Source organism: Xanthomonas sp. BRIP62415, assembly GCF_003993515.1.
GTDB classification, from domain to species: Bacteria; Pseudomonadota; Gammaproteobacteria; order Xanthomonadales; family Xanthomonadaceae; genus Xanthomonas; species Xanthomonas euroxanthea.
Genome location: NZ_QEZH01000037.1, coordinates 242,403 through 265,427 on the forward strand (window position 1 = coordinate 242,403; position 23,025 = coordinate 265,427).

20 protein-coding genes are annotated in these 23,025 nt (G+C 68.0%); 13 read left to right on the forward strand and 7 right to left on the reverse strand.

From position 1 onward, the window contains the following. The first annotated feature begins 139 nt into the window (after positions 1 to 139). Positions 140 to 781 carry a TetR/AcrR family transcriptional regulator gene (locus EO141_RS20405; RefSeq protein ID WP_127170107.1) on the forward strand — a complete coding sequence of 214 codons (642 nt, stop codon included), beginning with the start codon at positions 140 to 142 and terminating at the stop codon, positions 779 to 781. Positions 782 to 929: 148 nt separating this feature from the next. Here the strand turns inward: EO141_RS20405 and EO141_RS20410 are convergent, their stop codons facing one another. From EO141_RS20410 to EO141_RS20425, 4 genes are all read right to left on the reverse strand, one after another. Beyond that, the gene (locus tag EO141_RS20410; RefSeq protein ID WP_127170108.1) at positions 930 to 1,184 is read right to left on the reverse strand and encodes a DUF2164 domain-containing protein; all 255 of its coding nucleotides are present in this window, start codon (positions 1,182 to 1,184) and stop codon (positions 930 to 932) included. 222 nt (positions 1,185 to 1,406) lie between these two features. Next, entirely contained in the window at positions 1,407 to 1,874 is a 468-nt protein-coding gene (locus EO141_RS20415; protein WP_127170188.1) for a LuxR family transcriptional regulator, read from the reverse strand. A gap of 312 nt (positions 1,875 to 2,186) precedes the next feature. Beyond that, complete coding sequence (locus tag EO141_RS20420; RefSeq protein ID WP_104584495.1) at positions 2,187 to 3,203, reverse strand: class 1 fructose-bisphosphatase; 1,017 nt, start codon at positions 3,201 to 3,203, stop codon at positions 2,187 to 2,189. 290 nt (positions 3,204 to 3,493) lie between these two features. Further along, positions 3,494 to 4,696 carry an amino acid aminotransferase gene (locus EO141_RS20425; RefSeq protein WP_127170109.1) on the reverse strand — a complete coding sequence of 401 codons (1,203 nt, stop codon included), beginning with the start codon at positions 4,694 to 4,696 and terminating at the stop codon, positions 3,494 to 3,496. A gap of 156 nt (positions 4,697 to 4,852) precedes the next feature. Here EO141_RS20425 and EO141_RS20430 point away from each other — a divergent pair, with 156 nt between their 5' ends. The 4 genes from EO141_RS20430 (at position 4,853) to EO141_RS20445 (ending at position 8,779) form a co-directional block, all read left to right on the forward strand. Further along, positions 4,853 to 6,991, forward strand: coding sequence for a TonB-dependent receptor (locus tag EO141_RS20430; protein WP_164739348.1), 2,139 nt, complete (start codon positions 4,853 to 4,855; stop codon positions 6,989 to 6,991). Between the two features lie 299 nt (positions 6,992 to 7,290). After that, positions 7,291 to 7,590, forward strand: a complete 300-nt coding sequence (locus EO141_RS20435) for a hypothetical protein (RefSeq protein WP_127170111.1) — start codon at positions 7,291 to 7,293, stop codon at positions 7,588 to 7,590. 126 nt (positions 7,591 to 7,716) lie between these two features. Next, positions 7,717 to 8,097, forward strand: a complete 381-nt coding sequence (locus tag EO141_RS20440) for a cupin domain-containing protein (RefSeq protein WP_127170112.1) — start codon at positions 7,717 to 7,719, stop codon at positions 8,095 to 8,097. A 190-nt stretch (positions 8,098 to 8,287) separates the two neighbouring features. Then, on the forward strand, positions 8,288 to 8,779 hold the full coding sequence (locus EO141_RS20445; protein ID WP_206514836.1) for a hypothetical protein: 492 nt from the start codon (positions 8,288 to 8,290) through the stop codon (positions 8,777 to 8,779). Between the two features lie 361 nt (positions 8,780 to 9,140). On the opposite strand, the gene EO141_RS20450 is transcribed toward EO141_RS20445, so the two are convergent. Continuing rightward, positions 9,141 to 11,018 carry a sigma-54-dependent Fis family transcriptional regulator gene (locus EO141_RS20450; protein WP_127170113.1) on the reverse strand — a complete coding sequence of 626 codons (1,878 nt, stop codon included), beginning with the start codon at positions 11,016 to 11,018 and terminating at the stop codon, positions 9,141 to 9,143. 239 nt (positions 11,019 to 11,257) lie between these two features. On the opposite strand from EO141_RS20450, the gene adh reads away from it, so the two are divergent. The 3 genes from adh to EO141_RS20465 all read left to right on the forward strand — a co-directional run bounded on the left by adh (position 11,258) and on the right by EO141_RS20465 (position 14,368). Further along, positions 11,258 to 12,787 (forward strand): aldehyde dehydrogenase, encoded by a 1,530-nt coding sequence (adh, locus tag EO141_RS20455; RefSeq protein ID WP_127170114.1) that lies wholly within the window; start codon positions 11,258 to 11,260, stop codon positions 12,785 to 12,787. Between the two features lie 135 nt (positions 12,788 to 12,922). After that, complete coding sequence (gene adhP / locus EO141_RS20460) at positions 12,923 to 13,951, forward strand: alcohol dehydrogenase AdhP (protein WP_104650499.1); 1,029 nt, start codon at positions 12,923 to 12,925, stop codon at positions 13,949 to 13,951. Positions 13,952 to 13,972: 21 nt separating this feature from the next. Next, entirely contained in the window at positions 13,973 to 14,368 is a 396-nt protein-coding gene (locus EO141_RS20465) for a DUF779 domain-containing protein (protein ID WP_115046113.1), read from the forward strand. Between the two features lie 51 nt (positions 14,369 to 14,419). Here EO141_RS20465 and EO141_RS20470 read toward each other — a convergent pair whose 3' ends face one another. Further along, positions 14,420 to 14,599: a hypothetical protein gene (locus EO141_RS20470; RefSeq protein WP_127170115.1), complete on the reverse strand. Its 180-nt coding sequence runs from the start codon at positions 14,597 to 14,599 to the stop codon at positions 14,420 to 14,422. Between the two features lie 154 nt (positions 14,600 to 14,753). Here EO141_RS20470 and EO141_RS20475 point away from each other — a divergent pair, with 154 nt between their 5' ends. Continuing rightward, a complete protein-coding gene (locus EO141_RS20475) occupies positions 14,754 to 15,713 on the forward strand; it encodes a Ku protein (RefSeq protein WP_127170116.1) in 960 nt (319 codons plus the stop codon). A 9-nt stretch (positions 15,714 to 15,722) separates the two neighbouring features. Next, entirely contained in the window at positions 15,723 to 18,497 is a 2,775-nt protein-coding gene (ligD, locus tag EO141_RS20480) for a non-homologous end-joining DNA ligase (protein ID WP_127170117.1), read from the forward strand. Positions 18,498 to 18,870: 373 nt separating this feature from the next. On the opposite strand, the gene lldD is transcribed toward ligD, so the two are convergent. After that, positions 18,871 to 20,031: an FMN-dependent L-lactate dehydrogenase LldD gene (gene lldD, locus EO141_RS20485; RefSeq protein WP_127170118.1), complete on the reverse strand. Its 1,161-nt coding sequence runs from the start codon at positions 20,029 to 20,031 to the stop codon at positions 18,871 to 18,873. 126 nt (positions 20,032 to 20,157) lie between these two features. Between lldD and EO141_RS20490 the strand changes: the two genes are divergently transcribed. From EO141_RS20490 to EO141_RS20500, 3 genes are all read left to right on the forward strand, one after another. Next, the gene (locus EO141_RS20490; protein WP_127170190.1) at positions 20,158 to 21,378 is read left to right on the forward strand and encodes a sensor histidine kinase; all 1,221 of its coding nucleotides are present in this window, start codon (positions 20,158 to 20,160) and stop codon (positions 21,376 to 21,378) included. Beyond that, positions 21,375 to 22,007, forward strand: a complete 633-nt coding sequence (locus tag EO141_RS20495) for a response regulator transcription factor (protein WP_104584465.1) — start codon at positions 21,375 to 21,377, stop codon at positions 22,005 to 22,007. The genes EO141_RS20490 and EO141_RS20495 overlap by 4 nt, the downstream gene beginning before the upstream one ends. A 293-nt stretch (positions 22,008 to 22,300) precedes the next feature. Beyond that, on the forward strand, positions 22,301 to 22,750 hold the full coding sequence (locus EO141_RS20500) for a hypothetical protein (protein WP_241236706.1): 450 nt from the start codon (positions 22,301 to 22,303) through the stop codon (positions 22,748 to 22,750). Positions 22,751 to 23,025 lie beyond the last annotated feature (275 nt).

A 23,025-nucleotide genomic window follows, 5' to 3' on the forward strand; every position in this document is an offset into this window, starting at 1 on the left:
CAATGAGAACTGCAACAGCGCAGCAAGCTCTGCGTCACTCAGCAGCTCCGCCATTCGCCGGCCTGGAAGACCATGCAGCGAACAACTGAACGATATCGTTCAGTTGATGGGAATGCAAGCGACGTGTAACTTTTCGTCGATGAAAGCAGTCAAGCAAAAGTCAAAAGGCGGAAGGCCGCCACTCGATAAAGCGGGCGATGTGGAACGGCGCTTACTCGATGCGGCACTGCACCTCTTCCTGGAGCGCGGATTCGAGGACACCTCGTGTGAGGACATCGCGCGGCTGGCCGGTGCAGGCAAGGCAAGCTTTTACGCGCGCTATGCCAATAAGGACACCATTTTTGAAGCGGTGGTCCGTCGCGATGTCGACACCCAGCCCCTGCCTGCCGCAGCCAGCGTCCCCATGGATCTGGAGGGGCGCCTGAGACACGCAGGGCAAGGGATGCTTGCGCATGCATTACAGCCCCAGACGGTGGCCATGATGCGCCTGGTCGTCGGCACCTCCATTCGCGCGCCAGCGCTTGCCGCTGAAGTCAACCGCATCGGCTGGGAAGGCGGGCTGCGGCGCGTGCAGGCGGCGATCCAGGACGGCCCGGATCAACCGGCCAATCCGGCTGCGTTGGCAAGCCACTTCGTCGACCTGGTCTTCGCGCCGCATCAACTGCGCGCCCTGCTGGGCGAGGATCCAGGCAGCCTGGTCGCCACCGCATCGGACCGTGTGGAGTGGGCGCTTGCACTTCTCAAGGATGCTGGCCAGCTGAAGACTGGAATGGCGCAGTGACGCCCTTGCGTTGCAGGGATCACTGAACAACGTGACGGAACGACGCGACTTGATGGCGTATTCGGCGGTGTTCTCGGGCACGCGCATGTTGCCCTGCTTGCAGCAGAGAAATGGAACTTCTCAATGCTGCGGCATGTGAGGTGGCTGATTACGTCTTGAAGTCGGTAGGACGTTCCAGCTGATAGATCGCCTCACCCAGGTCATCGAGCTTGCTGGCAACGATGGCCTGCGCATCGTAGACGCCCCGATTGTAGAAATAGGCTCCCACCTCGTCGGCGAAGAAATCCAGCAGAAACTCCGCATCGAAGCGTCCGATCTGTTGTTTCAGCTCCTCGGTGAAATACAGCTGGATCTTGCGGGTGATCGCCGCCCGCTCGCCTTCGGTGAATTTGATTTCGGTCATGGATGCTCTGGTCGGCTCATACGGTATCGGGGCGATGTGCGTTGCGACACAGGCAGCTTGGGGCGATTTTTTTCCGAGAACTACGCGACCGACCTGCTGCGCCGTAATGTGGCTGCAAGATCGATCGATGAAAGATGTCGCATACAGGCTCCCTGCCTTCAAGCTGCCGCTGCTCCTCAAATAAACGAGCCGCGCCGCGATGCGGCGTCGGCTCGCCAGGGTTCACCTGGGCTGAGTTGCCGCGCGTTTGAAATACGCCGTGCGCATCACCGGGTTGCCGTCCTTGAAGTACGCTTCAATCTCGGTCATGACCTTGCCGTCGGCACTGACCGTATAGGTGCGTGTGGATGCCGGGACACCTTGATACATCAACTGCATCACCAGCACGCCGGGCTCGGGCATTTTGACTGCGGCGCGATCGACCAGGTAGGTGCCCGAGGCCTTGCCCGGCGTGCCGTCCAGCAACAGCGTGGATTGCGCCTGCAGCGTCTTGTTGTCGTGTTCGATGATCTCGGCGCTGGTGGCCCACTTGTTGCCTGGAACCTGTTTGAACTCCAGGACGACACGTTTGGGTCGTACCGCTGCCGGCATCGGGAGGCTGCTGGTGTCCAGCAGCCAGGTTCCGACCAGTGGCGATGGCGCGGTTGGCGCGGAGAAGGCGGGTGTGGCCTGCAACATGACGGCAGCCACCAGTGCAACACATGCGGTCTTCATGTGAACTCCCTGATCGTTATGTGATCCCTGCGGGCAGTCAGGCGACTGCTTGCAAGGCATTGCGCGTAGAGATCGACTTCCCGTAGACCGCCCCACTCCGGCCCGAGGGCGATACTCACCGCTGCCCGGTGGTGAGTCAACCGACGGCAGGATGTGGCTGCTGGCGCAGTTCTCGTCGCTCTGCAGACCATCATTGACTGCGTCATCAGCCGTCGTCACACACAAAGACACCCGCACGGGGCGGGTGTCTGGCAGGCGTCAGCGCGGCGTGTGGCTTGCGCCGAAAGTTCAGCCCTGCGCCTTGTCGAACTCCACGTGATAGCGCGTGGCCTCATTCACTTCGTTCTTCGAACCCAGGAACACCGGCACGCGCTGATGCAGCTGCGTCGGCTGGAGGTCCAGGATGCGCTCGCGCCCGGTGGTGGCCGCGCCGCCGGCCTGTTCCACCAGCATGCTCATCGGGTTGGCTTCGTACATCAGGCGCAGCTTGCCGGGCTTGGAGGCGTCCTTCTTGTCCCAGGGGTAGATGAAGATGCCGCCGCGGGTGAGGATGCGGTGCACGTCGGCGACCATGCTGGCGATCCAGCGCATGTTGAAGTCCTTGCCGCGGCTGCCGTCCTTGCCGGCCAGCAGGTCGCTGACATAGGACTGCATGGCCGGCTCCCAGTGGCGCTGGTTGGACATGTTGATGGCGTATTCGGCGGTGTCGTCGGGTACGCGCATGTTGGCCTGGGTCAGCAGGAAGCTGCCTTCCTCGCGCTCCAGGGTGAAGGCGTGGGTGCCATGGCCGAGCGTGAGCACCAGCATCGTGCTGGGGCCGTAGATGCAGTAGCCGGCGGCGACCTGCTGGGTGCCCGGCTGCAGGAAGTGCTCATCGCCGGGCTTTTCGGTGCCCTTGGGCGCGCGCAGCACCGAGAAGATGGTGCCGACCGAGACGTTGACGTCGATGTTGGAGCTGCCGTCCAGCGGATCGAACAGCAGCAGGAAATCGCCGCTGGGGTACTGGTCGGGCACCGGCTGGCTGTGATCCATTTCTTCCGACGCGCACGCGGCCAGGTGGCCGCCCCAGGCGTTGGCTTCGAGCAGGATGTCGTTGCTGAGCACGTCGAGCTTCTTCTGCGCCTCGCCCTGCACGTTGCCGGTGCCGGCATCGCCGAGCACGCCGCCCAGGGCGCCCTTGCTCACGGCGATGGAAATGCGCTTGCAGGCGCGCGAGACGATGGTGATCAGCTGGCGCAATTCCGGGTCGATACGGCCGGCGTGTTGCTCTTCGATCAGGAAGCGGGTCAGCGAGGGACGCGACATGGGGGCGGGCAGCCTGTGTAGGAAGTGGTCCGCCATTGTCGCCATTGCGCCGTTAGATTTCGATCACTGCATGCGCGTTTTGCCGCGTTGTTGATCGAACATGCGCGAATGGGGGAGCGATGGTCGCGCTGCGCTTGCCCCCGTCCGCCCTTCGGGCACCTTCGCCCGCCGGCGGGGAAGGACGCGGCGAGGGCTGGGAAGGGGGCGTTTGCGGGCATAAAAAAACCGGGAGGCTGGCGCGCTCCCGGTTTGCAGGCGTCGGCCGCGGTGGCCGATCGCGATGCGCTCGCTTACATCCGGCTGACGGTGGCCACGGCCTGTGCCACGTAGTCCAGGTTGCGCTGGCTCAGCGCGGCCACGCAGATACGGCCAGTGCCGACGGCGTAGATCGCGAATTCCTCGCGCAGGCGGTCCACCTGGGTCCTGGTCAGGCCCGAGTACGAGAACATGCCGGCCTGGCGCTGGATGAACGCAAACTCCGGCGCGCCCAATGTGTCCAGCTTGGCCACCAGGCCCGCGCGCAGGGCGTGGATGCGCTCGCGCATCTCGGTCAGCTCCTGCTCCCACAGATCGCGCAGCTCCGGGCTGGTCAGCACGCCGGCCACCAATGCGGCGCCATGCGTGGACGGGCTGGAGTAGATCGTGCGGATGATGCGCTTGACCTGCGACTGCACCGCCTTGGCTTCGGCCGCTGTGGCCGAGACCACCGACAGCGCGCCCACGCGCTCGCCATACAGCGAGAACGACTTAGAGTACGAGCTGGCGACCACGTAGCTGTCGATGCCTTCGGCAGCGAGCAGGCGCACCGCGTAGGCATCGGCCTCGATGCCCTTGTCGAAGCCCTGGTAGGCGATGTCGACGAACGGGAACAGCTTGCGTTCCTTCAACAGCCCGGCGACCTGCTTCCATTGCTCCTTGCTCAGGTCCGCGCCGGTCGGGTTGTGGCAGCAGGCGTGCAGCAGCACCACCGTGCCCGGCTCCAGCTTTGCCAGGTCGGCGAGCATGCCGTCGAAGTTCAGCCCATGGCTGGCAGCATCGAAATAGGTGTAGTCCACGACCTCGAAGCCGGCCGCGCCGAACACCGCGCGATGGTTTTCCCAGCTCGGGTTGCTGATGGCGATGGTGGCCGTGGGCAGCAGCTTCTTGAGCAGGTCCGCGCCCACGCGCAGGGCGCCGCTGCCGCCGACGGTCTGCGAGGTCGCCACGCGGCCGGAGGCCAGCAGCGCCGACTCGGTGCCGAACAGCAGCTCCTGGGTGGCCTTGTCGTAGGCGGCCAGGCCGTCGATGGGCAGGTAGCCGCGCGGTTTGGCATCCAGAGCAAGCTGCTGCTCGATCTTGTGCACGGCGCGCAACAGCGGGATGCGCCCGTTCTCGTCGTAATAGATGCCCACGCCCAGGTTGACCTTGTTGGGGCGGCTGTCGGCGTTGTAGGCCTCGGTCAGGCCCAGGATGGGGTCGCCTGGAACCTGTTCCACGTTTGCAAAGAAGGACACGGCATGACTCGCTGAAGGACGAAAGAGTGAGGGACTTCCGGATGCTCGGCCGCGGCTGGGCCAAACCACTTCATCGTAGCAGCCCATGGCCGGCGTAGCATGCTTCGTTCCGTACGCAACGATGCGCCCACAGTACGGATGAGGGACACTACGCCCATGCCCAGACTGACCTTGTTGGCCGCCGCCTGCGGCCTGTTCGCCACGGGCGCCGCGTCGCCCGTCCTGGCCGCCGATCCGGCGCTGCCCGCCTCCCCACCGATCCAGAGCTTGCCCACCGTGCAGGTGGACGCCGCGCGCGTGCACGGCGTGGACGACTTCGACCTGCCGGCCTCGTTCACCGTGGTGGCAGCCGATGCCGACAACCGCCGCGGCGCGCAGGTGTCCGAGCTGCTGGACGGCATCCCCGGGCTGGTGGCGCGCGATCGGCAGAACTACGCGCAGGACACCCAGCTGTCGATCCGCGGCTTCGGTGCGCGCTCCACCTTCGGTGTACGCGGCGTACGCCTGCTGGTCGACGGCATCCCGGCCAGCATGCCCGACGGCCAGGGCCAGCTGTCGCACTTCAACGTGCTGGGCGCGCAGCGGGTGGAAGTGCTGCGCGGGCCGTTCTCGGCGCTGTACGGCAACTCCTCCGGCGGCGTGCTGCAGCTGTGGAGCGCCGACGGCGCCCCAAATGACCCGTGGCGGCTGCGCGCCACCTACGGCAGCAATGCCACCGTCAACGTGGGTGCGCAGTTGCTCGGCCAACAGGGCGCGGTGCACTACAACCTGGCCGCCAATCATTTCGAAACCGACGGCTTCCGCGCCCATAGCCGCGCCAGGCGCGAGTCGGTCAACGCCAAGCTCGGTTTCGATCTGGCCGAGGGCCGCCGGCTGGACCTGGTGCTCAACTACCTGGACGCACCCGACGCGCAGGACCCGCTCGGCCTGACCCGCGCGCAGTTCAGGGCCGACCCGGCGCAGGCCACGGCGGTGGCCACCCAGTTCAACACCCGCAAATCGGTGCGGCAGTCGCAGGCCGGGGCCATCTTCACCCAGCAGCTGGACAGCCAGACGCTGCGGCTGATGGCCTACGGCGGGCAGCGCAGCGTGGAGCAGTTCCTGGCGATCCCGGTGGCGGTGCAGCGCAATCCGCTGCACTCGGGCGGGGTGATCGATCTGGACAGCAATTACGAAGGTGCCGACGCACGTTGGGCCTGGCAGGGGCAGGCTCTGGGCCGGCCCTTGCAGCTGACCGTGGGCGCAAACGTGGATCGTCAACGCCAGCACCGCACCGGTTACGAGAATTTCGTCGGCGACACGCTGGGCGTGCAGGGCGCGCTGCGCCGCAACCAGCGCGACCAGGTCGAGAACGTGGACCAGTTTGCGCAGGCGTGGTGGCAGTGGAGCGACCGCTGGTCGGCCTTGCTGGGCGTGCGGCATAGCCAGGTGCGCTTCGACTCGGACGACCACTACATTCTCGGGCGCAATCCCGACGACAGCGGCCAGCGCGATTATTCGGCAACCACGCCGGTGGCCGGCATCGTGTTCCGCGCCGCCGAGGATCTGCGTTTCTACGCCTCGGTCGGGCGCGGGTTCGAAACGCCCACCTTCAACGAGCTGGGCTATCGCAGCGACGGCGGCGCCGGGCTGGCGCTGGATCTGGGCGCGGCGACCAGCCGCAATTATGAAATCGGCAGCAAGTGGCGCGCGCAGAGCGGCGCAGCGGTGGAAGTGGCGCTGTTCCGCGCCGACACCGACGACGAACTGGCCGTGGCCAGCAACACCAACGGCCGCAGCACCTACCGCAACATCGGTGCCACCCGCCGCCAGGGTGCGGAGCTGAGCTGGAATCAACCGGTGGGCACCACCCAGCAGCTGCAGCTGGCCTACACCTTTGTCGATGCCACCGTGCGCGATGGCTACCTCACCTGCGCCAGCAGCGGCTGCGCCACGCCCACTGCGCCGGTGGCCAGCGGCGCGCGCCTGCCGGGCGTGCCGCGCCAGCAACTGTTCGCGCGCTGGCAGTGGCAGCCGTTGCAATGGCAGTTCGCCGCCGAAACGGTGGCCTCCGACGCCACCGTGGTCAACGACCTGGCGACCGAGCGCGCGCCCGGCTACGCGCTGGTCAACCTGGAAGCCTCCCGGCGCTGGACCACCACGCTGGGCGGGCTGCGCACCTTCGCCCGCATCGACAATGCGCTGGACCGGCACTACGTCGGCTCGGTCATCGTCAACGACGGCAACGGGCGCTATTACGAACCAGGCCCGGACCGCACCTACACGGTCGGCCTGCAATGGGATTTCGGCGGCTGAGCTACTGCAGGCGGCGCGCGCTCAACAACGCGCCCGCCACCCGTAGGAGCGCACCCGGGCGCGACAAAGCCGTCCCGCCAATGCACGTGCCGCCACGCGGCGGCACAACAGCATGCGGATGTCTCTCCAACAACCGGTCGGCCTGCAATGAGCGTTGGGCAGCCAATCCGGCCGCAGGCGGCGCGCGCTCAACAACACGCCCGTCACCGTAGGAGCGCACCCGGGCGCGACGAGCCGTCCCGCTGACCCACGGTGTGCCATCGACACTCCACACCTGTGCTCACCACCCAAGGCCCGCCATGGTCGTCATCGATCACGCCCCCGCAGACTGGTTTCTCCTGCGCGAGGACAACCGCGACTGGCTGGACATCAACTGCGCGATCTCGGCCACCGGCTTTTCGCTGCTGCTGGCGTTGGACGCAACCGAGCAGGCCGACGTGCTGGCAGACGGGCATGCCGCCTGCGCACGGCTGGCTGCGCAGGTGCAATGGCGGCCGCACGCCTTTGCCGCGCGCGATGTCAGCGCCAGCCACGGGGCGCAGGTGAGCGCAGCCGTGCAAGCGTGGCGTGCGGCAGACACCCGCACCGCTGGTACCTAAGCGCGCACTGCGTTCGGCAAGCCGCTCGCATTGCTTGCCGGGCGTCACGGCAGGGCGTCGCGTTTCTGCAGCAGTGACTGCGTGCAATGCGATGCACTAAGCTTGCACGCGCATTCCGCCACAAGGATGTCTCCGTTGAACACGCGCTACGCCCCGATCGATTTCAGCGACAAGCTCGCCCTGCTGTCGCAGCACTGGTCCCCGCGTGTCGTGGCGGAAATGAACGACTACCAGTTCAAACTGGTCAAGCTGCAAGGTGCGTTCGTGTGGCACCAGCATGCGGACACGGACGAGGTGTTCATCGTGCTGGACGGCAGCATGACCATCGAATTTCGCGATGGCGTGGTGGCGCTGTCGGCCGGGCAGATGCACGTGGTGCCCAAGGGTGTCGAACACCGGCCGGCGGCGGAGCACGAATGCAGCGTGCTGCTGGTCGAGCCGCGCGGCGTGGTCAATACCGGCGATGCGGGCGGCGCCTACACCGCAGACAACGACGTCTGGATCTGATCGCTGCGCTCGGTGCGCGGGTGCCGGCGGCATCGGTTTGCATCCACGCAGCCACCCCTGCGTGGCAGGTTATTTCAGTCGCTGAAATGGCGCACCTGGTCCTGCACGGCATCGCTGCAGCCCCTGCGGCCAGCCGGTCGTGGGGTGCGTGCTAGGCTCGGTGTTCCGCACACAGCGCATGGAGCATGGGATGACATTCCTGCAAGTGGTGTCGGTTGCGGCGCTCGGCGCGACCAGTCTGTTGAGCGGCACCATCGCCAGTGCCGCTGCACCCTCGGAACCAGGCACGCTGCAGGTAACGCGGACCTATCCGGCCGATAGCCCAGCCGTGGCGCAGGTGCATCGCTGGTTGCTGGCGCAGCCGTCCAGGCAACAGCGGCCGGCAAGCGCCGCCGAGCTAGGCCAGCTACGCACCAGTTACCGCACGCACGCGCCAGCTGCCGGCGGGCGTGCAGACCTGACCAGTCCCGAGGTGGCCTTCCCGAAGCATGGTCAGCCTGGGGATGCGGTCGCCATCGACGCATGTGGCGCGGGGATGCGCTACCACTGGACGTATCGGTGGACTGCGGCATCGGCCACAGCGGGTTGGCAGTTGCAGTCCTATCACCTGAGGAAGGTGCAGGATTGCGCTGCTGCCATGGCCGATCCCGACGTCTTCAAGCCGACTGCAGCGCGCGGCTGAGGTGCGTGCGCACGGTGTGCGAGTCACCCGTGGCGATCCACGGCGGCACTGCGGTCGCCGTCTGCAGCGATCGCGATGCGGGCGGAAGTCCAGGCACGTTGAGAGGCATGGTGGAGTAAGGTTTCGTACCCGCAGACTCCCCCTTGATGCGCAACGTGAGAGGGCGTTGGTCAGCGGCGATAATGCGCCGAGCTGGCTCGCGTCGGCGTTTCCCGTTGCCCGCACGCCGCCGTTTGCGTCGAGGAATACAGCATGACGCATGCCGGCATTGATGGCGGCGGCGGGGGGTTCTTGGCGGTGGGCATGTGCATCCGCGCGCTCCCGGGCCGCATCGGTGGGCGATGCGCTTGCGCGCCCGGTGTCAGGCCCGTTGCGGGCCGAGCCGGCGATACAGCGTGCTGCGGCTGATGCCGAGCCGGCGTGCCGCCTGCGCGACATTGCCGCCGCAGGCGTCCAGCGCCTGCCGCATCGCCGCCTGTGCCAGCTGCTCCAGGCTATCGGCCGGTGCCGGTGCCGCAGCGGCGACCGCCGACCCTGCGGTCCGGGCGGCGAGGTAGCCCGGCAGCGCGTCGCGGTCGATGCGCTCGCCGGGTTCGCTCAGCGCCACCAGCGTGCGCAGGCAGGCCGAGAGCTGGCGCAGGTTGCCCGGCCAGTCGTAGTCGGCCAGGACCTGCAGCGCGTCGCTGCTGAGCCGGCGGCCCTGGCCCAGGCGCTGCCACAGCTCTTGCACCAGCAGCGGGCGGTCGGCGTGCGCGCGCAGCGCCGGCAGCGCCACGACATGATGGGCGATGCGGTAGTACAGGTCGGCGCGGAAGCGGCCGTCGGCAATTGCCGCTTGCAGGTCCTGGTGGGTGGCGCAGACCAGCGCGAAATCCAGCCGCACCGGCTTGCCGCCACCCAGCGGCGACAGTTCGCGCTCCTGCAGCACGCGCAGCAGCCGCGGTTGCAGCGCCAGCGGCATGTCGCCGATCTCGTCGAGAAACAGCACCCCGCCCTCGGCCTGGCGCAGCAGCCCCGGGCTGCCGTGCTTGCGCGCTCCGGTGAAGGCGCCGTCCTCGTAGCCGAACAGCTCGGCCTCGATCAGACCCTCGGGCAGCGCGGCGCAGTTCACCGCGACGAACGGGCGGGCGGCGCGCGTGCAGCGGCGGTGCAGCTCGCGCGCGAACACCTCCTTGCCGGTGCCGGTCTCGCCCTGCACCAGCACTGGGAGCTCGGCATCCAGCACCCGGCAGGCGCGCCCGAGCAGGCGCTCGATCTCGGCCTCGAACAGCGGTGCGTCGCGGTCACCGTCCTGGCGGGCGGCCGAGACCGTGATCGGTGGCTGCGTGGCGCGCCGGCGCGGCCGCGCGTCGCCGCGCTCGTCCACGCGCCCGTACAGGGCGCGGCCCTGGCGATCGAACAGGGCGCCGTCGTGGCGCAGCCGGGTCAGCGGCTCCTCGAACAGCGCGTCGTAGCGCGCGCGCCCCAGTTCGTGGCGCTCCAGCCCGAACAGCTGCAGGCCGGCGCGGTTGGCTGCCACCAGGCGCCCGCCGCGGAATGCCAGCAGGCCCTCGTGCGCGGTGCCGAGCAGGGCCGGGTCGTGGTGTACGCGCAGCAGTTCGCAATCGGCGATGCCGTCGTCGAAGTAGCGGTGCTCGATGCTGGCGACCGCGCGCCGTGCCAGTCCCAGCGCGTGGATGTGCTGCAGACGCGCGTCGCCGGAGATGTCGAGCACGCCCACCAACTGCCCGTAAGGGTCGAAGATCGGCGCCGCGGCACAGCTGAGGATGCCGTGCGGGGCGAGGTAGTGCTCGCCGCCGCGGACCTCGATCGAGCGGCTCTCCACGATCGCGGTGCCGATGGCATTGGTGCCGAGCACGCTCTCGCTCCAACAGGCGCCGGGCATCAGCGCCACCCGCCCGGCGCGCTCAAGGAAGCCGGTGCTGCCCTCGGCATCGAGTATCCAGCCAGCCTCGTCGGTGAGCAGCACGACGCTGCCGGTGGCCGCTGCGTCGGCCGACAGCCCTTCCAGCTCGGCGCGCGCGCGCCGCCACAGGGTCTCGTGGCGTTCGCGCATCTCGCGCAGGCGTGCGGCGCTGACCGGTTCGATCGCCGGTGTCGCCTCGGCGGCCAGGCCCTGGCGCTGGCAGCGTCGCCACGACTGCAGGATCGCGTCCGGTACCTGCCCGGCCGGCATCGCGCCGTGCTCGAAGAACGAGCGCCGCGCGCGGCCCAGCTGCTGCTCCGTCGACATCGCCATCCGCCACCTCGTGTCGCAATTTGCGACAGTCCAGAAGATCACTGTCGCGATAAACACCATGTTTGCGGACACAGCGCAAGCGCTGCGCGTGATGCGCCGCAGCGAAGACCTCCACTATCGGCCGCACCCGCGGCGCGATCGGGCGTGACGCAATGCAGCAGGAAAAACCTGGCATCACCCTTGCGTGACAGCGGGGACGCCCGTCACGGGCTTCTTCCCATGTACCGCAGGAGACACCGATGAACGCCGTCACATCCGCCAAGCCGCTGAACACCGACCCGCAGTCCATCTTCAAGCCGCGCTACGACAACTTCATCGGCGGCAAGTGGGTGGCGCCGCACAGTGGCCAGTACTTCGACAACACCACGCCGATCAACGGCAAGGTGTTCACCTCGATCGCGCGCTCCAACGCGCAGGACATCGAAGCGGCGCTGGATGCGGCGCATGCGGCCAAGGACGCCTGGGGCAAGACCTCCACCACCGACCGCGCCAACGTGCTGCTCAGGATCGCCGACCGCATCGAGCAGAATCTGGAACTGCTCGCCCATGCCGAGACCTGGGACAACGGCAAGCCGGTGCGCGAGACGCTCAATGCCGACGTGCCGCTGTGCGTGGACCACTTCCGCTATTTTGCCGGCGCCATCCGCGCGCAGGAAGGCGGCATCTCCGAGATCGACAGCGACACCATTGCCTATCACTTCCACGAACCGCTCGGCGTGGTCGGGCAGATCATCCCGTGGAATTTTCCGCTGCTGATGGCGTGCTGGAAACTCGCACCGGCGCTGGCCGCCGGCAACTGCGTGGTGATGAAGCCGGCCGAGCAGACCCCGGCCTCGATCCTGGTGCTGATGGACGTCATCGGCGACCTGCTGCCGCCGGGCGTGCTCAACGTGGTCAACGGCTTTGGCCTGGAGGCGGGCAAGCCGCTGGCCAGCAACCCGCGCATCGCCAAGATCGCCTTCACCGGCGAAACCACCACCGGCCGGCTGATCATGCAGTACGCCAGCCAGAACCTGATCCCGGTGACGCTGGAGCTGGGCGGCAAATCGCCGAACATCTTCTTTGCCGATGTCATGGCCGAAGACGACGACTTCCTCGACAAGGCGGTGGAAGGCTTCGTGCTGTTCGCCTTCAACCAGGGCGAGGTGTGCACCTGCCCCTCGCGCGCGCTGATCCAGGAATCGATCTACGACAAATTCATGGAGAAGGCGCTGGCGCGCGTGGCCGCGATCAAGCAGGGCAACCCGCTGGATCCCAACACCATGGTCGGCGCGCAGGCCTCCAGCGAGCAGCTGGAAAAGATCCTGTCCTACATCGACATCGGCAAGCAGGAGGGTGCGCAGGTGCTGATCGGTGGCGAGCGCAACACGCTCGACGGCGAGCTGGCCGGGGGCTTCTACGTCAAGCCGACGGTGTTCAAGGGCCACAACAAGATGCGCGTGTTCCAGGAGGAGATCTTCGGGCCGGTGGTGTCGGTGACCACCTTCAAGGACGAGGCCGAGGCCCTGGCGATCGCCAACGACACGCTGTACGGCCTGGGTGCCGGCGTGTGGAGCCGCGATGCCTCCCGGCTGTACCGCATGGGCCGCGCGATCCAGGCCGGGCGCGTGTGGACCAACTGCTACCACGCCTATCCGGCGCATGCTGCGTTCGGCGGTTACAAGCAGTCCGGCATCGGCCGCGAGAATCACAAGATGATGCTCGACCATTACCAGCAGACCAAGAACCTGCTGGTGAGCTATTCGCCCAAGGCGCTGGGCTTCTTCTGACACCCATGCCGGTCGCGCGCGTGCGCGGCGACGATCGGCTGGCGCCGCGCGTCCGCACCGCGGCGTTGACCTCGATCAAGGCCCCGGTTGCGGCCCGGGGCTAAGGTTCCTCAACGACAGCGACAGGAGTGCAATGTGGACAAGACGATGAAAGCTGCAGTGGTACGCGAGTTCGGCAAGCCTCTGGTGATCGAGGAGGTGCAGGTGCCGCGTCCGGCCGCCGGCGACATCCTGGTCAAGATCGAAGCCTGTGGCGTCTGCCACACCGACCTGCACGCCGCCGAAGGCGACTGGCCGGTCAAGCCGAACCCGCCCTTCATTCCCGGCCACGAAGGTGTTGGCAACGTGGTGGCGGTCGGCGAAGGCGTCAAGCACATCAAGGAAGGCGACCGTGTCGGCATCCCGTGGCTGTACTCGGCTTGCGGGCATTGCGAGCACTGCCTGGGTGGCTGGGAAACCCTGTGCGAGGCGCAGCAGAACAGCGGCTACTCGGTCAACGGCGGCTTCGCGCAGTACGCGCTGGCCAATGCCGACTACGTCGGCCTCCTGCCCAAGGGCATCGGCTTCGTCGAGGTCGCGCCGATCCTTTGCGCGGGCGTCACCGTCTACAAGGGCCTGAAGGTCACCGAGACCAAGCCGGGTCAGTGGGTCGTGATTTCCGGCATCGGCGGGCTCGGCCACATGGCAGTGCAATATGCCAAGGCGATGGGAATGAACGTGGCCGCAGTGGATGTGGACGACACCAAGCTGGCACTGGCCAGGCGCCTGGGCGCAACGGTGACGGTCAATGCGCGCACCACCGATCCGGTGGCGTACCTCAAGAAGGAAATCGGCGGCGCACACGGCGCGTTGGTCACCGCGGTATCGCCCAAGGCGTTCGAGCAGGCGATCGGCATGGTGCGGCGTGGCGGCACGGTGTCGCTCAACGGCCTGCCACCGGGCCAGTTCCCGCTGGACATCTTCGGCATGGTGCTCAATGGCGTGACCGTGCGCGGCTCGATCGTCGGAACCCGGCTGGACCTGCAGGAGTCGCTTGCCTTTGCCGAGCAGGGCAAGGTTGCGGCGACCGTGGCCACCGACACCCTGGACAACATCAACGACGTGTTCGCGCGCATGCACGCCGGAACGATCGAGGGGCGTATCGTGCTCGACATGGCGGCCTGACCGCGCCGCAGGAGGCAGACGATGCAGGGCACCACCACGCAGACAGACCCACCGTTGCAGGTGATGGCCACGCTGGCGGCGTTGCAGCTGATCGACACGCTGCGCGCGCGCCACGGCGATGTGCTGTTCCATCAATCCGGCGGCTGCTGCGATGGCTCCTCGCCGATGTGTTTTCCGGTGGGCGATTTCATCGTCGGCGACCGCGACGTGCTGCTGGGCGAGATCGGCGGCGCGCCGTTCTATATCAGCCCCTCGCAGTTCGAATACTGGAAGCACACCCAGCTGATCATCGACGTGGTGCCGGGGCGCGGCGGCATGTTCTCGCTGGAAAACGGCGAGGGCGTGCGCTTTCTGGTGCGCTCGCGCCTGTTTGCCGATGAGGAATTTGCCCGGCTGCAGCAGGCAGGGCGGGCGTGACCCGCACCCGCCCGGCTGCTGTGGCCGGGCGGGTATTTCGGCTGGCGGTCGTCAGCGGTCTGCCACGGTCGACGGCGCGGTGCCCGGCTTCTTGGCCGGGGTGTCGCCATTGGCCGGAATCAGCGTGTCGGGCGCATCGCCGGCACCGCGGTCTTCGTAGTGCTCGGCATCGCGCTTGCCGTGCTGTTCGCCCGGCTGGGCCGGTTGCTCGCGTAGCGGGTCACGGGGCATGCGGTTCTCCTGGAAGTCGAGAGGGATGCGCAGTTCACCGCGTACCGGGTGAAGGGGGCGCAGTGGCAGCGGCAGACACATGGCTCACGCATGGATCACGGTGGCCGCGCTACAGCTATGGGCTACCCCAAACAGCACCCGGAGTCACACGCCGATGGCACGACCGATCTGGACCGGAACCCTGTCGTTCGGCTTGCTCAATGTGCCGGTGTCGTTGATGTCGGGCGAGCGCAAGGTGGACCTGCATTTCCGCATGCTCGATTCGCGCGACAAGAAGCCGATCCGCTTCGAGCGCGTCAACGCCGACACCGGCGATGAAGTGCCGTGGAAGGAGATCGTCAAGGCGTTCGAGTACGACAAGGGCAGCTATGTCATCGTCGAGGAGCAGGACATCCGCTCGGCCTCGCCGGAGAGCCACGAGACGGTGGAGGTGGAAACCTTCGTCGATGCCGCCGACATCGACCCGCGCTATTTCGAAAAGCCCTACATCCTGGTGCCCGGCAAGAAGGCCGAAAAGGGCTACGTGCTGTTGCGCGAGACGCTGCGCGACACCGGCAAGGTGGGCATTGCCAAGGTGGTGATCCGCACGCGCGAATACCTGGCCGCGGTGATGCCGCAGGGCGATGCCTTGATCCTGCTGCTGCTGCGCTACCAGCAGGAAGTGGTGGACCCGCAGGACTTCAAGCTGCCGGCCGGCGCGGTGGGCGAGTACCGCATCACGCCCAAGGAACAGGAGATGGCCAGACAGCTGATCGAGTCGATGTCCGGCACCTGGCAGCCGGAGGACTACCACGACGAATTCCGCGGCAAGCTCGAGCAGATCCTGCGCAAGCGCATCCAGGCCAAGGGTGGCACCACCACCGTGGATGTCGAGCCGCCGCAGCACGAGGACGCCACCACCAACGTGGTCGATTTCATGTCGCTGCTGCAAAAGAGCCTGCATGCCAACACGCGCACGCCGGCCAAGAAGAGCAGCGCGCCGGCAACCGCGCCAGCCAAGAAGACCGCCAAGACCGCCGCCAAGAAAGTGGCCAAGAAGGCCACCAAGAAGACTGCGGGCAAGGCCACCAAGGCCACGGCCAGCAAGGCAGCGCCGCGCCGCAAGGCCGGGTAGGCCCAGTCCATGTCACTGCGCGACTACAACGCCAAACGCCGCTTCGACCAGACCCCGGAGCCGGCCGGCGACACGCCCGCACGCGCCAGCAAGCAGCCGATCTTCGTGGTGCAACTGCATCACGCCAGCTCGCGTCATTACGACTTCCGTCTGGAACTCGACGGCGTGCTCAAGAGCTGGGCCGTGCCCAAGGGACCCTCGTTGCGTGTGGGCGAAAAACGCCTGGCGGTAGAGGTGGAAGACCACCCGCTGTCGTATGCCAGCTTCGCGGGCGATATCCCGCAAGGCCATTACGGCGCCGGGCATGTGGAGGTGTTCGACCACGGGCATTGGCAGTGCGAGGGCGACGCGTTGGCGGCACTGGACGCCGGCAAGCTGGAATTCGAACTGCAGGGCTCATTGCTGCGCGGTGGCTTCGCCTTGGTGCGCACGCAGATGCGTGGCGGCAAACCGCAGTGGCTGTTGTTCAAGCGCAGTGATGCGTCTGCGGCCGACCTGGATGCCGATGCGCTGGTGGCGCAGCAGGCGGCCGGCGCATCGGCAGCGGCCGCCCCAGCGACGCGTGCCAAGACCAGCCGGGCGCGGCGTGCGCCAGCGGCAAAAACGAGCGCCGCGACGTCGCCTGCGGCCAGCAAGCGCGCACGCCCAGCGCGTGCACGTTCCGCGCAATGGCATACCCGCGCCCTGGCGCTGGACGGCGCCCGCGATGCGCCATGCCCCACCGAGCTGCGCGCGCAACTGACCTTGCTGCGCGAGCAGGCACCCGATGGCGAGCGCTGGTTGCACGAGATCAAGTGGGACGGCTACCGCCTGCTGGCCGATCTGGTCGATGGCCAGGTGCAGCTGCGCTCGCGCAACGACCAGGCCTGGACGCAGCGCTTCCCGGAGGTGGTGCGCGCAGTGCAGGCCTTGCCGGTGCGCGATGCGCGCCTGGATGGCGAGCTGGTGGTGCTGGATGCCAAGGGGCGCACCGATTTCTCGGCGCTGCAGCGTGCGCTCGATGGCAGCGCCGTGCAGCCGCTGCGCTACATCGTGTTCGACCTGCTGGGCGTGGCCGGGGTGGACCTGCGCGATACCCCGTTGCTGCAACGCAAGCAGTTGCTGCGCGAATTGCTGGGCGATGCGCCGGGCACACTGGCGTTTAGCGACCATGTGATCGGCCATGGCCCGGAGGTCTTCGCGGCCAGCGCCGGCACCGGCTGGGAAGGCATCGTCAGCAAGCTCGCCGCTGCGCCCTACCGTGCAGGACGCAGCGCCGATTGGGTCAAGACCAAGCACGAGGACAGCGACGAGTTCGTGGTGGTGGGCTACACCGATCCCAAGGGCGCACGCAGCGGCTTTGGCGCCTTGCTGATGGCGCAGCGCGACGGCAAGACGCTGCGTTATGTCGGACGTGTGGGCACCGGATTCGACGATGCCTTGCTCGGCAAGATCACCGCGCTGCTGCAGGCGCTGCACAGCGACACCGCCACGCTGGAATTGCCCACGCACATCCCGGGGCGGCCACGCGATGTGCATTGGGTCCGGCCGGTGCTGATCGCCGAGGTCGCCTTCCGCGGCTGGGCGAAGGAAGGCCTGTTGCGGCAGGCCGCGTTCAAGCGTCTACGCGAGGACAAACCCATGAGCGAGTTGGGCGGCGACCGCGCCACGCCGGGCAAGGCGCGTGCTGCGGGCAAACGTGGTGCGGCAACGGCCGCTGCGCCGGCGCGCACGACGGCGACCACGAAAACATCCAGAACGACAGTCGACGCATCCACCAGCACCACCAGCAAACGCGCGCGTTCGACGGCATCGAAGACGACCGCGACCACGACATCCAAAAAGGCGGCGGCGGCCACGTCCACGGCCTCTAAATCCGCGGCGTCCAAGTCCACAACATCCAAATCCAAATCCACGTCCACGTCCACGTCGACAGACGGCATCACCATCACCCATCCCGAGCGGGTGGTGTTCCCCGCAGCGGGCATCAGCAAGGGCGAGGTGGCCGACTACTACCGGGCAGTGGCGCCGCTGGTGCTGGCGGAGATCGCACGCCGGCCCCTGTCGCTGCTGCGCTGCCCTGATGGCGCCGGTGGCGATTGCTTCTTCCAGAAGCACGAAGGCCGCCACCTGGGCACGCACATCAAGGCGATTCCGCTGCAGCAAAAAAGCGGCACCGAGGATTACATCTACGTCGAAGATGCCGCCGGCCTGCTCGAGCTGGTGCAGATGAACACGTTGGAGCTGCATCCCTGGGGGGCGCAGGTCGACGATCCGGAGCATCCGGATCGGCTGGTGTTCGACCTGGACCCCGGCGAGGCGGTGTCCTGGGCCGACGTGGTGGCTGCCGCGCGCGATATCCGCGCCAAGCTGCGCAGCGCGGGGCTGGAAAGCGCGGTGCGCCTGTCCGGCGGCAAGGGCCTGCACGTGGTGGTGCCGATCGTGCCGGAAGCGGACTGGGAGCAGGCGCGCGATTTCTGCGAGGCATTCGCCCAGGTGCTGGCAACGCATGCGCCTGACCGCTACGTGGCCACCATGAGCAAGGCCAAGCGCCACGGCGTGATCTTCGTCGACTGGCTGCGCAACGGGCGCGGCAACACCAGCGTCTGTTCGTGGTCGCTGCGCGCGCGCGAAAAAGCCACCGTCGCCGTCCCGCTGCGCTGGGAAGAACTCGGCAAGATCAGCGGCCCGGACGCCTTCCCGATGGACAAGGCCCTGCAGCGTGCCAAGCGTCAGCGTGCAGATCCATGGGAATCGGTGCTGGCGTTGCAGCAATCCTTGCCCACCGGCGGCGATGAGAACTAAGCGTGTCTAACAAACCTGCTGCCTAGCCGCGAGGCGGGCGCGGCCTGTGCCCGGAATCGGCATGGACTATTCCAGCCTCAGATTCTGAGTGCGGCGTCCACGCGTACATGACGACCGCTTGCAACGCGTCGTTATTCGACTTATCCAATAGGTGCGCATCACCCCCAGCTTGACCATGCGTACCGACCATCTTGACTGGCCCTTGCCCGCCCACCATCGCGGGACCTTACGCGGCATGGATGCCGCGTAAGAGCCTACAGGGACGTACTTGCGGCGTGTCCCGCGATGGTGGGCGGGCAAGGGCCCTGCAGCCAAGCCGCAGATCATCCGCTCTTCTACCGACGTATCTCGATTCCCCGATTCCCGATTCCCGTCAAGGCGAAACCGCACGCTCCCGCGTCACCCGGCTCAACGCATCGCTGCTGATCTCGGCAATCGAATGGGTGCCGGTCAAGGTCATCGCCACGCGCATTTCCTTTTCGATCAGGCTCAGCAGGTTCTCCACGCCGGCCTGCCCGCCAGCGGCCAGCGCGTAGACGAACGCCCGCCCCAGCAGCACCGCATCGGCGCCCAGCGCCAGCATGCGCACCACGTCCAGCCCGCTGCGGATGCCTGAATCGGCCAGGATCTTCAGCTGCCCCTTCACCGCATCGGCAATGGCCGGCAACGCGCGCGCGCTGGACAGCACGCCATCGAGCTGGCGCCCGCCGTGATTGGACACCACGATGCCGTCGGCGCCGAAGCGCACCGCATCGCGCGCGTCGTCCGGGTCCAGGATGCCCTTGATCACCATCGGCCCGGTCCAGAACTCGCGGATCCATTCCAGGTCCTTCCACGCGATGGACGGGTCGAAATTGGCGCCCAGCCAGCCGATGTAGTCCTGCAGGCCGGTCGGGCTGCCGCGGTAGGTCGAGATGTTGCCCAGATCATGCGGCTTGCCGAGCAGGCCCACGTCCCAGGCCCAGCGCGGATGGGTGACGGCCTGCAGCATGCGCCGCAGCCCCGCATTGGGCCCGCTCATGCCCGAATGCGCATCGCGGTAACGCGCGCCGGGCGTGGGCATGTCCACGGTGAACACCAGCGTGGTCACCCCGGCGGCCTTGGCGCGCTCCAGCGCGTTGCGCATGAAGCCGCGGTCCTTGAGCACGTACAGCTGGAACCACATCGGGCGCGTAATCGCCGGCGCCACTTCCTCGATCGGGCACACCGACACCGTGGACAGCGTGAACGGGATCCCGCGCGCCGCCGCCGCGCGTGCGGCCTGCACTTCGCCACGGCGCGCGTACATGCCGGTCAGCCCGACCGGTGCCAGTGCCACCGGCATCGCCAGCGCCTCGCCGAACAATTCGGTGCCCAGGCTCAGGTCCGACATGTTGCGCAGCACCCGCTGGCGCAGCGCGATATCGGCCAGATCGGTGACGTTGCGCCGCAAGGTGTGCTCGGCGTACGCGCCGCCATCGATGTAGTGGAACAGGAAGGGCGGCAGGCGCGCCTGCGCAGCGGCACGGTAGTCGGAAGCGGCGGAAATGATCATCGAAGACGCACGGCAGCTGCGGGTAGCCGCTGAGTGTAAGACCATCGGTGGGGCGGGGGGGCGGCTGCGCGCCCGGCCGGCTGCAAGCGGGCAGGGCGTGCTTCCGTGGCAATGGGCCGCGTGCCGATGTGCGGACGCGCCGCAGCGACGACAGCGGCGACGGGGCCGCGCGCCCACCTGCCGGAAGTCACTTTCTGCCTCCGTGCCATTGCCGCGCGGCCGCGCGGCCGTCAGCATCGCCGCATGACCTCGTCCCTGTTTCATTGCTTGCAACCGCTGCGTCTGGCCGGCGCGTTCACCATTGCCGCGGTGGCATTGTCGTTCGTGCCCGACGCCTCACCGCAGGGCGCCTGGCGCTGGGGCGTGCTGGCCGGCTTCACCGCCTTGTTTCTGCTGCATACCGTGTTGCCGCCGCTGCATGCGCTGCGCACTGTCGCCACGCTGCTGCAGGCGGCCATGGCCCTGCTGCTGGTCTGGATGGAGCCGCGTGCCGGCACCGCCCCGGTATTGCTGGTCATGCTGGTGGCACAGGCGGGCATGACCTGGCCGCCGGCGCGCGTGCTGCTGCTGGCGCTGGCGTTGAACGCGGGCATGTATGCGCTGCTGGTGCAGGCCGGGTTCGAGCGCCCGTGGTTGATCGTCGGCATCTACGCCGGTTTCCAGGCCTTCGCCGCGCTGACCGCGCATTACGCACGCACTGCCGAGCGCACCCGCGACGCGCTGGCCTACGTCAATGCCGACCTGCTGGCCACCCGCGCGCTGCTGGCCGACAGCGCGCGCGATGCCGAGCGCCTGCGCCTGGCGCGCGAGCTGCACGACGTGGCCGGGCACAAGCTCACCGCCATGCGCATCAATCTGCGCCTGCTCGGCGCCGACCCGGCACTGGCACGGCGCGAGGAGATCGCGGTGGTGGAGCAGTTGTCGGCCGACCTGCTGTCGGACATCCGCAACGTGGTGCAGTCGCTGCGCGACGACCAGGGCCTGGATCTGCAGACCGCCTTGCGCGCGCTGGCCGCACCGTTCCCGCGCCCGGCGCTGCGCCTGCAGATCGACCCGGCGGTGCGCATCACCGATGCCCGCGTGGCCGAGCTGCTGTTGCGGCTGGTGCAGGAGGCGCTGACCAACGCCGTCCGGCATGCCGACGCCAACGAGGTGGCCGTGCATCTGCATTGCGAGGGCGCGCAGCTGCACGTGGACATCCGCGACGATGGCCGCCGCGCCGAGCGCATCCGCGAAGGCAACGGCATCACCGGCATGCGCGAACGCCTGGCCGCCCTGCACGGGCGGCTTGAGCTCGGCCGCACCGCCCAGGGCGGCATGCACCTGATGGCGAGGCTGCCGGCATGAGTCCACGTCGCATCGCGCTGGCCGATGACCAGGTCCTGGTCCGCGCCGGCCTGCGCGCGCTGTTGCAGCAGCAGGGCGTGGAGGTGGCCTGCGAGGCCGACGACGGCCAGGGCCTGCTGGACGCGCTTGCCAGCACCACCGTGGACGTGGTGCTCAGCGACATCCGCATGCCCGGCCTGGACGGCATCCAGGCGCTGCAGCAACTGCGCGCCCGCGGCGACCGCACCCCGGTGCTGCTGCTGACCACCTTCGACGACAGCGACCTGCTGCTGCGTGCCACCGAGGCCGGCGCGCAGGGCTTCCTGCTCAAGGACGCCGCCCCGGAAGACCTGCGCGAGGCGATCGAGCGGGTCGCCAACGGCGAGACCCTGCTGCAGCCGGTCAGCACCGACCCGGTGCGCGCGCGTTACCAGTTCCGCGACCAGCAGCCCCCGCGCGAGACCTTCAGCGAGCGCGAGGTGGCGATCCTGCGCCTGCTCGCCGGCGGCTATTCCAACAAGGAGATCGCCCGCACCCTGTTCCTGGCCGAGGGCACGGTGAAGAACTACGTCTCCACCATCCTGGAAAAGCTCGGCACCCGCGACCGCACGCGCGCGGTGTTGAAGGCGATCACGTTGCGGGTGATTTGAGGGCGGGGAATCGGGAATCGGGAATCGGGAATCGTAAGAGCGGGCTCTGCAGCGCTGCCGCCGCCGCGCGCGGGAACTGGTTCGACGCGCGGGTACATCGCCACCCGCCGCACGACGCTGTCTCGCCAGGTTGCATGGCGTTGTTTTATAGGGAATTTCCGGGTTTCGGCAGGATGGGGCAGCAACCGTAAGGTTGCCGTCAGGTCGCGTGGGCGGCCGGGCAGGAAGGTTGTCCGGCGGCCACCGAGGTCGCCCGGGGACGCGCCGCGCTCCGGTCCGCTGCGGAGTCCGTCATGCGCCTGGTCCGGTACCTGTGGGTGTTGAGCGTCGTGCTGTCCACCAGCGCCTGGGCGGCGCCCACCCAGGCCGACTTGCCGATCGCCTGGGCCCAGGCCGCGCTGCATGTCCAGCCGCCAACCGAGCGCGACCTGCGGGTCAGCGTGGCGGCCTGCGCCGGGGCGGTGCGGGGCGCCGTGGCCCGCACCTGCGACGGCTGGTCCGCCCGCATCGATGCGCACGGGTGCGGCCCGGGGCTGGGCTGTCGGCCATGGGCAGGGCGTGGCGCTGGCGACCTCCGCACCGGCATGCCCGGCGCGTGGTCCACCCGCGGCCAGCTCAAGGTGGCCTTCAGCAACGGAGCCGAGCGGGATGACCGGCAGCAGGCGGTGGCGAGCCACTGCGCCGCGCGCCTGGCGGATGTCCCGGCCGGCACCCAACCGCACCCGCGGGACTGCGTGGGATGAGACGCCCTCGCCAGGCGCTGTTGGCTTCAGCGCGGCAGGCCTGGCTGTCGCCATCCACGGCTGGCCGGAGCACCCGGCAACACGCCCGCCAGCCAGGCGCAGCGAGCGCCATCGGGACCGCACGCAGGGTCCTCCCGTGACAACGGGTGCGTGCGCCGGTCGGCCTCAGGGGCCGGGGCCGTGGTTGTATCCACCACCGGCCCCGGCCCCTGGGCGTGCGCACGCTGTGGCCCTGCCCACGCATTGCGGCAACACACCGCCTGGTGGCGAACCGC